The organism is Rhodococcus sp. WWJCD1 (genome assembly GCF_002258735.1).
Classification (GTDB): Bacteria; Actinomycetota; Actinomycetes; order Mycobacteriales; family Mycobacteriaceae; genus Rhodococcoides.
Genome location: NZ_NOXY01000003.1, coordinates 43,330 through 56,576, shown reverse-complemented (window position 1 = coordinate 56,576; position 13,247 = coordinate 43,330). Strand labels below are relative to the sequence as shown.

The 13,247-nt window shown below is 64.3% G+C and carries 9 protein-coding genes; 6 read left to right on the top strand and 3 right to left on the bottom strand.

What is annotated here, in order from left to right; all coding sequences use genetic code 11:
* Positions 1–92 precede the first annotated feature (92 nt).
* From CH286_RS00590 to CH286_RS00575, 4 genes are read left to right on the top strand one after another with little or no spacing between them, the layout of a single operon-like run.
* A complete protein-coding gene (locus CH286_RS00590) occupies positions 93–911 on the top strand; it encodes a hypothetical protein (RefSeq protein WP_032404699.1) in 819 nt (272 codons plus the stop codon).
* The gene (locus CH286_RS00585) at positions 908–2,482 is read left to right on the top strand and encodes a DNA polymerase Y family protein (protein WP_094608052.1); all 1,575 of its coding nucleotides are present in this window, start codon (positions 908–910) and stop codon (positions 2,480–2,482) included. Before CH286_RS00590 ends, CH286_RS00585 begins: the two co-directional genes overlap by 4 nt.
* 22 nt (positions 2,483–2,504) lie before the next feature.
* Positions 2,505–3,269 (top strand): alpha/beta fold hydrolase, encoded by a 765-nt coding sequence (locus tag CH286_RS00580; RefSeq protein ID WP_032404701.1) that lies wholly within the window; start codon positions 2,505–2,507, stop codon positions 3,267–3,269.
* A 9-nt stretch (positions 3,270–3,278) separates the two neighbouring features.
* Positions 3,279–3,788: a hypothetical protein gene (locus tag CH286_RS00575; protein WP_032404702.1), complete on the top strand. Its 510-nt coding sequence runs from the start codon at positions 3,279–3,281 to the stop codon at positions 3,786–3,788.
* A gap of 23 nt (positions 3,789–3,811) precedes the next feature.
* Here CH286_RS00575 and CH286_RS00570 read toward each other — a convergent pair whose 3' ends face one another.
* A complete protein-coding gene (locus CH286_RS00570) occupies positions 3,812–4,762 on the bottom strand; it encodes an ArsR/SmtB family transcription factor (RefSeq protein ID WP_176458089.1) in 951 nt (316 codons plus the stop codon).
* A gap of 55 nt (positions 4,763–4,817) precedes the next feature.
* Between CH286_RS00570 and CH286_RS00565 the strand changes: the two genes are divergently transcribed.
* On the top strand, positions 4,818–5,582 hold the full coding sequence (locus tag CH286_RS00565) for a class I SAM-dependent methyltransferase (protein ID WP_032404703.1): 765 nt from the start codon (positions 4,818–4,820) through the stop codon (positions 5,580–5,582).
* A 97-nt stretch (positions 5,583–5,679) separates the two neighbouring features.
* Here the strand turns inward: CH286_RS00565 and CH286_RS00560 are convergent, their stop codons facing one another.
* On the bottom strand, positions 5,680–7,680 hold the full coding sequence (locus CH286_RS00560) for an SDR family oxidoreductase (RefSeq protein ID WP_094608050.1): 2,001 nt from the start codon (positions 7,678–7,680) through the stop codon (positions 5,680–5,682).
* Between the two features lie 34 nt (positions 7,681–7,714).
* Positions 7,715–9,844, bottom strand: a complete 2,130-nt coding sequence (locus CH286_RS00555; protein ID WP_094608049.1) for an MMPL family transporter — start codon at positions 9,842–9,844, stop codon at positions 7,715–7,717.
* A 124-nt stretch (positions 9,845–9,968) separates the two neighbouring features.
* Here CH286_RS00555 and CH286_RS00550 point away from each other — a divergent pair, with 124 nt between their 5' ends.
* A complete protein-coding gene (locus tag CH286_RS00550) occupies positions 9,969–13,244 on the top strand; it encodes an error-prone DNA polymerase (protein ID WP_094608048.1) in 3,276 nt (1,091 codons plus the stop codon).
* Positions 13,245–13,247 lie beyond the last annotated feature (3 nt).

Here is a 13,247-nt window from a genome sequence, read left to right as displayed (position 1 = left end):
GCAGATCGAAATTGTGTTCGAATACGCCACTTCCCGCGTTCGACGAACACCGATGTTTCGGCTCGATTTTCTACATCGCGAAGGGGAGTGACATGACTGTATCGGGAGCTTCTGTCACGCCGGATGTGCTCGACGGGTTGTCGCTGCCGGAGCGTGTCGCGTTGCTGCGTAGCCGGATGGCTGCCGTGCCGTCCCGGGGCGAAACGGCGTCGGTGCGCATCGAGAGTTCGGACCCCGACCCCGTTCGTTCCGATTTCGGCGAGGCCGAGCCGAAACGTGCGGTCCGTCAGCGGGCCGTTCTTCCGGTGCCCTCTGCACTGATCGACGTGCTGCCGCACGGTGGACTGGTGCGTGGAACGGTGGCCTCGGTGTCCGGTGCAGGCTCGCTGCTGATCGGTTTGGTGGCTGCAGTGACGGGTGCCGGTGGGCATGTCGCCGTCATCGGGCAGCCTCGTTTCGGAGTTCTCGCCGCGGTGGAGATGGGCGCACAGCTGAGCAAACTGGCTCTGATTCCCGATCCGGGCCCCGATCCGGTGGAAGTGGCGGCAATCCTGCTCGACGGCGTGGACCTCGTGGTGCTCGGTCTCGGTGGTCTGTCGGTATCGCCCACTCGGGCCAGAGCCGTGGTGGCCAGGGCACGGAGCAAGGGTTCGACGCTGCTGGTGACCGATGGACACTGGGACGGGGCAGAGCTACGACTGGACGCATCGGTGCACGGTTACGACGGTCTCGGTACGGGTCGGGAGCTGGGACGTGGCCGGCTCCGCGGTGTCCGATTGTCGGTGTGTGCGCGCGGCAAGGCGATGCGGCCCCGCACCGTTCGGCTCGACCTGCGTTCGGAGAACGGCCGCATCGAGTGGCATGCCGAGGAGCGCGAACAGAATCCATTGTCGATCGCGGTCTCGACATGAGCATCGATCGTTCCAGCCGTGTTCTCGCGCTGTGGTGTCCTGATTGGCCCGCTGTTGCAGCAGCTGCTCAGGCCGATCTGCCTGCGACGCATCCGGTGGTCGTCACCTCGGCCAATCGGGTCGTCGCGTGCTCGGCGACGGCACGTGCGTCGGGTATCAAACGCGGACTACGGCGTCGGGAAGCCCAGGCGCGGTGCCCGGATGTGCATGTCGCTCTCGCCGATACCGATCGTGATGCGCGACTGTTCGAGCCCGTGGTCTCTGCCGTCGCCGCCATCGCACCGGGAGTCGAAGTGCTGCGGCCGGGTCTGTTGGTTCTCGCCGCTCGCGGTGTCGGACGGTATTTCGGTACCGAGCATCGGGCTGCGGAACGGCTGATCGACCAGGCATCGGCTGCCGGTGTGGAATGCCAGATCGGTATCGCCGACGAGTTGTCCACTGCGGTCGTCGCCGCTCGGTATGCACAGGTGGTACCGCGCGGAGGTGGTGCCGGCTTTCTCGCTTCGTTACCGGTGGCAGAACTCTCGGCAGAACCGAGTATGTCCGCTGCCGATCGTGGTGAGTTGGTGGACCTGTTGCGACGCTTGGGTCTACGAACCATCGGCGACTTCGCCGCGCTGTCTCCGGGCGATGTCGCGTCGCGGTTCGGTACCGATGCGGTGTTGGCGCATCGCAGTGCTCGGGGCGAGCCCGAGCGTCCGCCCTCGGCCCGGGCGCTGCCGCCGGATCTCGATGTGGAGTATCGGTGCGATCCGCCGATCGATCGGGTCGACGCCGCTGCATTCGCCGGGCGCGGTCTTGCCGAACAGTTGCACACCAAGCTTGCTGCCGCTGCCGTTGCGTGTACTCGTCTGCTGGTGCATGCCAGTACCGGTAACGGTGAGAACCTGTCGCGGATCTGGCGCTGCGCGGAGCCGTTGACGCCGGAGGGAACAGCCGATCGCGTGCGGTGGCAACTGGACGGCTGGCTCACCGGGCGCAGCGAGAACAAGCCGACGTCCGCGATCACTGTCCTGAGGCTCGAACCGATCGAGGTGGTGGCAGCCGGTGAGCTGCAACTGGGGTTGTGGGGCAGTGTCGGCGACGAGGACGACAGAGCGCGTCGGGCATTGGTGCGCGTTCAGGGTCTGCTCGGTGGCGAATCGGTGCTGGGCGGTGTTCTCAGCGGTGGACGCGGGCCGGCCGAACGGATAACGCTGCGCCCACTCGGCGACGAGCTGGTACCGATGTCCGATCCATCCCATCCATGGCCAGGACGATTACCCGAGCCTGCTCCGGCGGCAGTGATAGAGACCCGTCCGATGGTGACGCTGATGAATCGGACGGGTACGGGAATCGGCGTCACCGACCGTGGTGTGTTCGACGCGCCACCGGCACGGTTGCGCTGGGGAACCAAGGAATGGGAACTGACGGGATTGGCCGGGCCGTGGCCGGTGGACGAGCGGTGGTGGGACAGTGGCAACGCATCGACGGGTCCGACAGCGCGGGCCCAGGTGGTGCTCGACGACGAAAGGGCCCTGCTGCTCGTGTTCGACGAAGGTCGGTGGCGGGTGGAGGGAATCTACGAATAGTGACACCGCTACATTCGAGTGAATGCAGATGATGTCGGAGACGGTCGACCTCGGTGGCGTCGATATCGCGTATCGCTCGTTCGTCCCGCAGGAACACCCCAACGCGGCACCGGTGCCGGTCATGCTGGTGCACGGGATGGGCGGGGACAGCGGAACCTGGGATCGCTTCGCCCGAGCACTGACAGCTCGAGGTCGCCGAGTGATCACCGTCGATCTGCGCGGGCACGGTAAGAGCGCCCACACACCCACGTACGAGTTCGACTCGTTCGGTGGCGATCTCCTTGCTCTGATCGATCACCTCGGGCTCACCGAAGTCGATCTCGTCGGGCATTCCCTCGGCGGATATGCGGTCTCGCTCGTCGCACAGCGTCGCCCGCCGCTCGTGCGCCGTCTGGTACTCGAGGAACTTCCGATACCGATTCGGCCGGGGGATGCCCCGCCGAGCCTCACCGGCAAGATGCCGTCGGTCACCGAGCTCTGGCACGCCGCAACCAGCGTTGTCCTACATCCCCGTGCAGTACTCGCGTTCGATCGGTCGATGACTGCCACTGCTCTCGAGCAGTTCCGTCGGCCGAATCCGCAGTGGTGGGAGTCGTTGGCCGACATCACTGCTCCGACGTTGGTGCTTCGCGGAGGTCCCGGCGGCATGGTCGATCCGGTTCGGCTCGACGCGATGGTCACCGAGATCTCGACCTGCCGCGTCGAAGCGTTTCGCACCGGACACAGCATCCATCGCGACGGTTACTCGGCGTTCGAGGCCACCGTTCTTCCGTTTCTGACGCAGTAATCTGCACTCATGTCCCTCAGCGTGCTCGATGGAAAGCTGTTGGCGTGGTCGTCACTGTTCGTCGTGTCGCAAGCCAACATCGCTCGGTTGCTCGGACCCGCGGCCCCGAAAGTACTCGAGGTGCAGACGGCCTGGTCCGCGCGGCGCTACCGGCAGATCCTCGCGAGCATGGACGAGACCGAGATCGCCAGATTCCGCAGCCACTACTTTCCCGACTTCGTGCATCCGGCGATCTATGCCATCGCACTCAGGGCCGGTGCACGCAGCCTGGCCGCGAAGACGCCGCTGAGCCCTGCGGCGACGACGGCATTGGCCGTCGCACCCGTGGCCTCCGCTGCCGGTGACTACATCGAGAACATCGTCGGACTGATGCTGGTGGACAACCGAGAACAGATCACCGACACCGTCGTTCGCGCCACCACCGTGGTCAGCACCGTCAAGTGGATACTGGCGATCGGCTCACTGGCGTACCTGAGTCAGGGATTTCTGCGAGTGTGGGCAAAGGCTCTGTTGCGCTGAACCTCGCGACAGCCTTACCCCTGTCATTCGACCAACTCCTCCCCGAGGGGAGTGCGTACGTACAGCACCGACCGTCCCTGTCTGACGCGTCGCACCACCGCCGCTTCGCGCAGAACACGAAGATGCTGGCTCGCCGCGCTGGGTGAGACACCAAGTGCGGCAGCGATTTCCCCGGTGGTGGTGGGCGCGTCGAGCAGAGTGAGAATCGTGGCACGGTGGGTGCCGAGAAGATTGGTCAGCGCTCGCTTCGGAGCTGTCCGTGCCATGTTCCACACTGCGCCGCGCCCGCGGGCTGGATACACCAGTGACGGAGCCCGCGTCGGGCTGATCTGAGTGATCGCACCGTGTACGAACACCGACGGAATCAGTGGAAGTCCACGTCCGTCGACGTCGACCCACACCTGGTCCTCGAGCCGATCGACCCACAGCACACCGTCGTCCCATCGAACTCGGGAATCGAGGTGCTCGAACATCTTTCGCGCCCCGAAGTGCGAGAGCTGTTGTGCTCGGTAGTCCACATCGCCGTCCAGTACCGCTCGGATCCGGGACCAGTCGGGTTCGAGGCACGTGGCCCAATACTGTGAGAGCGCCCGGACTGTACGGGTGCGCACCGCTCGGGCCGAACCGATGAGGACCGCAGGAATGTCAGCGGAGAAGGCGGCAGCGATATCGCGTCGCATCTCCGCTGCCGGTGTCGCCCCGACCACGGCGATCTCGTCGTCGAAGGCCGGGGATTCGGTGGGCGGACGGGGAGCGAGAAAGTCCGGGATCCTGCCCTCGGGAGAGACCAACGCCGTCAGCATCTCGGTGTCACACTGCTGCCATGCCGTCCGGACGCGTCGACGCCACGGCTCGTGCAGACGGTGCCGATTCGGCGAGGTCCAGGCGCGCAGGCTCAGGACCGTCTCGAACAGCGGCGAGACGGTCAACGAGGTGTCCGCCAGGTCGGCGGCCCGGAGATGAAGTGCGAGCATGTAGTCCCACACTAAATGGTGGCGACCGGCAACCGTGCTCGATGTACTGATCCACATGCCCATCGACTTCGAAGATCCAGCCAACGGCGACACCTATTCCGGCCGCGAGGCCGACCCTTCCTGGGGTGCCGCGATCACCGACATCGTCGATCCGGTCGGCGCGCACGTCATCGATCTCGGATGTGGCGGGGGTACCTATGCGCGTGCATGGCGCACGCTGGGAGCGCATGTCACAGCAGTCGATTCGAGTGCACCGATCCTGGAGTCCGCTCGCCGATCGTCGCCCGCGGACATTGCGTTCGAGTGTGCACCCGCCGAGCGCACCGGCCTACCCCACGGCCTGGCAGATATCGTGTTCGCTCGCGCTCTGGTCCATCATCTGCCCGATGCCTCCGCGGTGGCGGCCGAAGCGCTCCGGCTGCTGCGGCCGGGTGGTATCGCGATCGTCCAGGATCGGACGAGCGAGGACGCGACACTGACAGGATCGCCTACGAACCCGCGCGGATATCTCTTCGACGCGTTTCCCCGGTTGACGGAGGTCGAGGGCCGCCGCCGCCACGACGTCGACGACGTAGTGGCCGCATTCGCTGGGGCAGGATTCACCGATGTAGCCACGCAACCACTCTGGGAAACCCGTCGACGCTACGAGAATCGCGAGCAGTACCTGACAGAAATCGCCGGCAGAACCGGGCGCTCCATCCTGCACGAACTCTCCGACGTCGAACTCGCGGAGTTGGTCGAGTATCTACGCGGTCGCCTGGCCGCCGGTGAGTTGATCGAACGGGATCGTTGGACTCTCTGGACCGCCGTGGCCCCCTGATAGCCACTGCACTGAGTGTCCACTCTGTGCGACCACACACGGGATCGCGATCGCGAATGGAAATTGTGGACACTGGCGGTGCCTGGGACCACACACCTCACCAACTGGTGCCGGGAACCAATCTCCCGACACGCCGGACAACTTTGCCGATGCGTGCGGTCGGAGCTTTCGGATCGTAGGGGCGGACTCGATAGGGCACCGTCCCGTCCTCGATGGGTGTTGCCACCTCGCCCTTGGCCGCCGCGGATTCGGCGAACGTGCGGTAGTGCTGGTGCATCGTGCGGTCTTTACCCTTGGGGGCGAAGATGGCTCCGAATTGTCCGAGCGTTCCCAGCGGTGTGTCGATGCGTTTGGGCTTGTCGCTCAGCGCGCGGATCACCATCGCCCCTGCCTTTTCGGGTGAGAACACTGGGCCGACGTTCTTGTCGCCCGTCGGAGTGATCATCGGGGTGTCCACCAGGGGCATGTGGATGGTGGTGTAGGTGATTCCGTCCGAGAGTGTTTCTGCGGCAGCAACATCGGTGAAGCCGTCGAGCGCGGCCTTGCTGGCCACGTAGGCCGAGAATCGAGGAGGGTGTCCCAGGACCGCAGCGCTGGAGATATTGACGACGTGCCCGAACTGACGTTCGCGCATGTGTGGCAGCAACGCCAGTACCAATCGAATCGCCCCGAAGTAGTTGACGGCCATGGTGCGTTCGTAGTCGTGCAACCGATCGGTGGATCGATAGAGTGACCGGCGGATGGATCGACCGGCGCTGTTCACCAGCATGTCGACGTGACCGTGTTCGCTCAGAACGGTTTTCACGGTCTGATCCACCGATTCGCTGTCGGTGACATCGCACGGGTAGCCGTAGGCGGTGCCGCCCGATTCGCGGATGTGCTCGACCACCTCGTCGAGCTGATCCTGGCCGCGCGCGAGCAGAATGACCACCGCGCCCTTGCGGGCAGCCGCCTCGGCACTGGCTCGGCCGATGCCGGACGAGCCACCGGTGATGACGATGTGACGGCCGAACAACGGCCCGCGTGGGTCGTTTCGGCGGTTGCGCTTGGGATCGAAATTCTTCTGCCAGTACGTCCACACGCGATCTGCGTACGTACGCAGTGGCGGCGGCGTGATCGAGCTGCCCTGCAACGCTTTCTGCGTCGCTGCCGACTCGAACACCGTGGGCAGCGTCAGGTGATCGAGCATGACCGGTGGGACGCCGAGATCACGGAGGGCGGCATTGCGCTGCTTTCGTACCGCCCTGGACTTGGGGGAGACGACCGGAGCGACCAACGCTCCGGGTACGTCGACGATTCTCGCGCGAGATCCGGCAGCCGACGAGAACGCGGCATAGACCTCTGACATCGACTGAGGCGTCGGATTGACCAGATGGAACACGCTGCCGGGGGAGGTGTCTCGATGTACGAGCTCGACGATGGCGTCGGCGACGTAGTCGACCGGTACCAGGTTGGTAGCGCCCATCTTCGGCACCGTGATCGGTAGCACGGAGGGCAGCTTGGCCAGTTGTGCAAAGAATGGAAAGAAGTAGTACGGGCCGTCGATCTTGTCGATGGCTCCGGTCTCCGAATGCCCGATGATCGCGGCAGGCCGGTAGACCCGCCAGTCCGCGGTGCTGTCGCGTACCAATTTCTCGGATTCGAACTTGGTGCGGTGATAGGCCGTCGGGAACCTCTGGCCGAGGTCGAAATCGTTCTCGGAAAACGTTCCTCGGTGGTCTCCGGCAACGGCGATCGACGAGATGTGATGCAGCCGAGCGCCGGTCTTCTCGGCCAGGCCGATGACCGAGGAGGTTCCGGCGACATTGGTCGGTGCCTGCTCGTCGCCTGCGGTCAGGTCGTAGACGGCACCGAGATGGAGGATGTGGTCGATGTCGGACGGCACGTCGGAGAGTCCGAGTTCGGGCTCGGTGAGATCGCCGATCAACGGACGAATCCGGTCGCCGCCCTCGAGCTGCTGTGCATGTCGCTCGAGGCGAGCCACCGAGTTCGGACGCACCAGCACGTGGATCACGGCGTTCGCGTCGCGCTCCAGCAGTCGGGGTAGGACGTTCTTACCGAGAAACCCGGTACCGCCGGTCACGATGTAGTTCGCCATGCGAGCCGACCTTACTCCGAAGTAAGTTCCTGGGCTAGTGGCCTATACCGGCCTTGTCGTGCACTTTCTTCATCCATGCCGGAGCCCACCAATTGGCCTCACCCATGAGCTTGACCAAGGACGGAACCAGCAGCATGCGGATGATGGTGGCGTCGATGATCAGGGCGAGAATGACGCCGAAGCCGAGAAACTTCATGATCGACAGACCCGAGATGGTGAACGCTCCGGTGACCACGATCAGAATCAGCGCTGCGGCGGTGACGATACGTCCGGTGCGCTGAGCACCGAAGACAACGGCTTCTTCGGTGCTCGCTCCCGCCGCGCGAGCTTCGACCATGCGAGACATCAGGAACACTTCGTAGTCGGTCGACAAGCCGAAGATGACCGCGAGGATGAGGACCACGAACGTCGATTCGAGTGGTCCTTGAGTGACGCCGATCAGTCCTGCCCCGTGGCCTTCCTGAAACACCCACGTCAGGGCACCGAATGTCGCGCCCAAGCTCAGCCCTGCCATCAGTACGGCCTTGATCGGCAACACGATCGAGCCGAACGCCAGGAACAGCAGTACCAACGTCGAGACCACCATGATCGCGATCATCACCGGTAGCCACTTCGCAATGGCCGCATTTCCGTCGTCGATGTTCGCGCGACTGCCACCGACGAGGATCTCGGTCCCGTCCGGAGGGGTGATCGAGCGCAATGCAGACACTGAGTCGGATTGGGATTCGGCCTCGGTCAGTCCACCGGTCGGTTCACTGTAGGCCGCCTCGAGGGTCACGAAATCGTCTTTGGAACCGATGAATTCGGCGCGGGCGATACCGGGCGTGGATTCCACAGCCGAAGTCAGAGCCGCAATGGGTGCGCCCTGAGGCTTGACGCCGTCCAGGCCACGAAGAACGACGGTGGCACCGTCACCGGTCGACTCGAAGTCGGCACCGAGTGTCTCGAACGCCATGCGCGCAGGGTTGTCTTTCGGCAACGCCGTGTAGTCGACCTCGCCGAGCGAGACCTTGAGGATCGGGGTGGCGATGATCAGCAACCCCGCGACGATGACGGCTGCGACGATCCCCGGATGCTTCATCACACGGGTGACCACACCACCCCAGAACTTGTGTGCGCGTGCATCGCTGCGATCGGACGCGGTGCGTGACCAGGTCCAGGAATTGATTCGGGTGCCGAGAATTGCGAGCAGTGCCGGAACGACGGTCAGTGACAGGGCCGCGGCGCTCGCCACCGCGGCCATGGCACCGAATCCGAGGGACCGGATCACCGCTTGGGGGAAGACGAGCATGCCGGCGAACGCGCAGACCAACAGCAGTCCCGAGAAGACGACGGTCTTGCCTGCAGTGGCGACGGTGCGGACGGTCGCGTCGACCGACGTCGACCCGCTTCGCAATTCCTCGCGGAACCTGCTGACGATGAACAATCCGTAGTCGATGGCCAGGCCGAGCCCCAACAGAGACGCCACGTTGATCGAGAACGAACTTACTTCGGTGAACTCGGTGAGTACACGCAGGATCGCCAGGGAGCTGAGCACGCTCAGGATGCCGACGAACACCGGAACCGCCGCGGCGATCACGCCGCCGAAGATGAAGATCAGCAGCAGCAGTGTGATGGGAACAGCGATGAGCTCCGAGCGGACGAGGTCGCTTTCGAGGGTCTCACTGAGCGAAACTCCGACCACCGACGCTCCGGCGAACTGCGATTCGACGCCGGGCACTTCGAGCTGGGGCGGAAGTTCGCCGAAGGTATTGAACGTGACGCCCGAGTTGGCGCCGAGGGATACCGTCACCAGCGCCTTCGTTCGGTCCTTCGAGACCAGGAATTCTTTGCTGACCGGGTCTGCGGTCCAGTACGAATTCACGTTGCCGAGGGTGTATCGACCGGTGAACTCGTCGAGCGTCGCCTGTACTCGGGGCCCGATGTCGTCGATCGTTTCGCCGTCGGGTGCGGTGTAGATCGCCACGATATCCGGTGTCGGCTGACCGATGCCCTGCACCAGCCGCGCCACCTCGGACGACTCACTGCCGGCGTCGGCGTAGCCGCCCTCGCTCAGTTTCGAGAAGACGCTCAGTCCCAACACCCCGCCGACGGCGACGACGGCAACGACGACTGCCAGCACCCATCGTTTGTGCGATACGACGAACGAGGCCCAACGGGTCACGACGGTGCTCCGGCTCTGTGGAAGGGGTCAGTGGCGACTCGACTGTAGTTGATCGTGTCGGACCCTCGTGCTCTCATTAGAACAAGTGTTCGATGCAACGGCGATGTGGTGTGGGGAGGGCTCGATGGGATGGAACGACGGACCACCCACGTGGTCGGAGATGGAGCGCGTCCTGTCCGGACGTCCCAAGCCTGCGGCCGAGGGCGACGGCGGCGACAGCCCGGCGTGGTCGCGAAAGAGGGACGTCTACGACCGCACCATCGACAAGCCCGTGCTGTCCACGACGCCGTATGCAGAATTGCATGCGCACTCGGCGTTCAGCTTTCTCGACGGTGCCTCGCAGCCGGAGGAGATGGTCGAAGAAGCGGTACGCCTCGGCCTCGAATCCATCGCCATCACCGATCACGACGGTTTCTACGGAGTCGTTCGCTTCGCAGAGGCGGCCAGAGCTCTCGGCATCGGAACCGTGTTCGGTGCCGAACTATCGCTCGACAGCGACCGATCCAGGGCCGGAGCAACCGACCCCGACGGCACTCATCTGTTGGTGCTCGCCCGCGGTCAAGAGGGGTATCGACGGCTCTCGCGTCGGATCGCGGCCGCGCACCTGGCCGGTGGGGTCAAAGGCAAGCCGCAGTACGACATCGACGAGCTCACCGAAGCTGCAGGCGGGCACTGGCAGATTCTCACCGGTTGCCGGAAGGGTCATGTTCGGCAGGCACTCTCGCGCGGTGGTCCGGAGGCGGCCGAGGCCGCACTGCGCACTCTCGTCGACCGCTTCGGTCCCGACCGCGTGACCGTCGAACTCACCCGGCACGGAGTTGCCGACGACGACGAGCGCAACGATGCGCTCGCGGCACTGGCTCGCAAGTACAGCCTTCCGATGATCGCGACCACGGCCGCGCACTACGCGAGTCCGCGCAGCAGGAGGTTGGCCATGGCAATGGCTGCGGTACGTGCGCGCAGCAGCTTGGACGAGGCCGCCGGTTGGATGGCACCGACGGGCGGCGCACATCTTCGGTCCGGGGCGGAGATGGCCGAATTGTTCGAGCACTATCCGGGCGCGGTACGCGGTGCCGTCGAGCTCGGTCGTGAGTGCTCGTTCGATCTGAAACTGATCGCGCCACGCCTGCCGCCGTTCGAGGTGCCCGACGGTTACACCGAGATCAGTTATCTGCGGCGACTCACGTTCGAGGGCGCGGCCCGACGCTATGGCCCGCAATCGGCGAATCCGGCGGCGTATTCGCAGCTCGAATACGAACTCGACATCATCGAGCGGCTCGAGTTCCCCGGCTACTTTCTGGTGGTCCACGACATCGTCCATTTCTGCAAGACACACGACATCCTCTGTCAGGGAAGAGGTTCGGCAGCGAACTCTGCTGTCTGCTACGCCATCGGCATCACCAACGTCGACCCGGTAGCCAACAAGCTGCTGTTCGAGCGGTTCCTGGCACCCGAACGCGACGGCCCACCCGATATCGACATCGACATCGAATCGGATCGCCGCGAGGAGGCGATCCAGCACGTCTACGCCAAGTACGGCCGTACCCATGCCGCTCAGGTGGCCAACGTCATCACCTACCGCGGCAAGTCCTCGGTACGAGACATGGCCCGCGCACTCGGCTTCTCGCAGGGGCAACAGGACGCGTGGAGCAAGCAGATCACCCGCTGGTCCGGAATCGGTGATCAGGAAGGTGACGGTATTCCCGAGTCGGTTCTCCAACTCGCGCGGCAGATCGAGGGGTTCCCGCGGCACCTCGGCATTCACTCCGGCGGCATGGTGATCTGCGATCGGCCGATCGCAGATGTCTGCCCGGTGGAGTGGGCGACGATGGAGAATCGCAGTGTGCTGCAGTGGGACAAAGACGATTGTGCTGCAGTGGGTTTGGTGAAGTTCGACATGCTCGGGCTGGGCATGCTCTCGGCTCTGCACTACATGATGGACCTGATCGCCGAGCACAAGGGCATCGACATCGACCTCGCCTCGATCGACCTGTCCGAGCCCGAGGTGTACGAGATGCTTCAACGAGCCGATTCGGTGGGGGTGTTCCAGGTCGAATCCCGCGCGCAGATGGCCACTCTGCCGAGGCTCAAGCCACGTAACTTCTACGATCTGGTGGTCGAGGTCGCCCTGATCCGTCCCGGTCCGATCCAGGGTGGTTCGGTACACCCGTACATCAAGCGTCGCAACGGGTTGGAGCCGGTGATCTTCGAGCACCCGTCGCTCAAGAAGGCACTCGATCGAACTCTCGGAGTTCCGCTGTTCCAGGAACAGCTGATGCAGATGGCCATCGATGTCGCCGGTTTCAGTGCCGCCGACGCAGACCAATTGCGTCGTGCCATGGGATCGAAGCGATCACCGGAGAAGATGGAGCTGCTGCGCGGGCGGTTCTACGATGGAATGCGCGATCTGCACGGCATCACCGGTGAGGCTGCCGACCGCATCTACGAAAAGCTGTCGGCATTCGCCAATTTCGGCTTCCCCGAGAGTCATTCGCAGAGTTTTGCCTCGTTGGTCTTCTATTCGTCGTGGTTCAAGTTGCATCATCCTGCTGCCTTCTGTGCAGGCTTGTTGCGCGCGCAGCCGATGGGTTTCTACTCACCGCAGTCCTTGGTCGCCGATGCCAGGCGGCACGGCGTGCTGGTGCACGGTGCCGACGTGAACGCCAGTCTCGGTCATGCGAATCTCGAGGGAGGCGGCCTCGAGATTCGCATGGGGTTGGCCGATGTGAAGTTCATCGGTACCGCGCTGGCTCAGAAGATCGTCGATGCCCGGAACTCGCACGGGCCGTACGCCTCGTTCCCGGATCTGACCGGTCGTGTCGAACTGTCGGTTGCGCAGGCGGAAGCACTGGCCACGGCCGGCGCACTGGGGTGTTTCGGCATCACACGTCGAGAGGCGTTGTGGGCTGCCGGCGCGGCCGCGGGGGAGCGGCCTGGTCTTCTCCCCGGCATCGGCGCGTCGACGAAAGCGCCTGCGCTGCCGGGTATGACGGACCTCGATCTGGCGTCGGCCGATGTCTGGGCAACCGGGGTCTCGCCGAATTCCTACCCCACCCAATTCTTTCGAGATCGGCTCGAATCTCTCGGGGTGGTTCCTGCGAATCGGCTGCTGCAGATCCCCGATGGAGACCGAGTCCTCGTGGGTGGTGCGGTGACGCATCGCCAGCGTCCTGCCACGGCAGGAGGCGTCACGTTCATCAACCTCGAGGACGAAACCGGCATGGTCAACGTGGTGTGCTCGGTGGGATTGTGGGCCAAGTACCGCAAGTTGGCAATCACGGCTCCGGCGTTGCTCATTCGAGGCAAAGTGCAGAACGCGGAGGGCGCGGTGACCGTGGTGGCAGACCATCTGCAACTGATGGATCTGCGAGTCGCATCCAGGTCGAGGGACTTTCGTTGACCG

Coding starts and splice junctions, on each gene's coding strand:
- CH286_RS00590 (WP_032404699.1), top strand. CDS start 93: ATGACTGTATCGGGAGCTTCTGTCACGCCGGATGTGCTCGACGGGTTG.
- CH286_RS00585 (WP_094608052.1), top strand. CDS start 908: ATGAGCATCGATCGTTCCAGCCGTGTTCTCGCGCTGTGGTGTCCTGAT.
- CH286_RS00580 (WP_032404701.1), top strand. CDS start 2,505: ATGCAGATGATGTCGGAGACGGTCGACCTCGGTGGCGTCGATATCGCG.
- CH286_RS00575 (WP_032404702.1), top strand. CDS start 3,279: ATGTCCCTCAGCGTGCTCGATGGAAAGCTGTTGGCGTGGTCGTCACTG.
- CH286_RS00570 (WP_176458089.1), bottom strand. CDS start 4,762: ATGCTCGCACTTCATCTCCGGGCCGCCGACCTGGCGGACACCTCGTTG.
- CH286_RS00565 (WP_032404703.1), top strand. CDS start 4,818: ATGCCCATCGACTTCGAAGATCCAGCCAACGGCGACACCTATTCCGGC.
- CH286_RS00560 (WP_094608050.1), bottom strand. CDS start 7,680: ATGGCGAACTACATCGTGACCGGCGGTACCGGGTTTCTCGGTAAGAAC.
- CH286_RS00550 (WP_094608048.1), top strand. CDS start 9,969: ATGGGATGGAACGACGGACCACCCACGTGGTCGGAGATGGAGCGCGTC.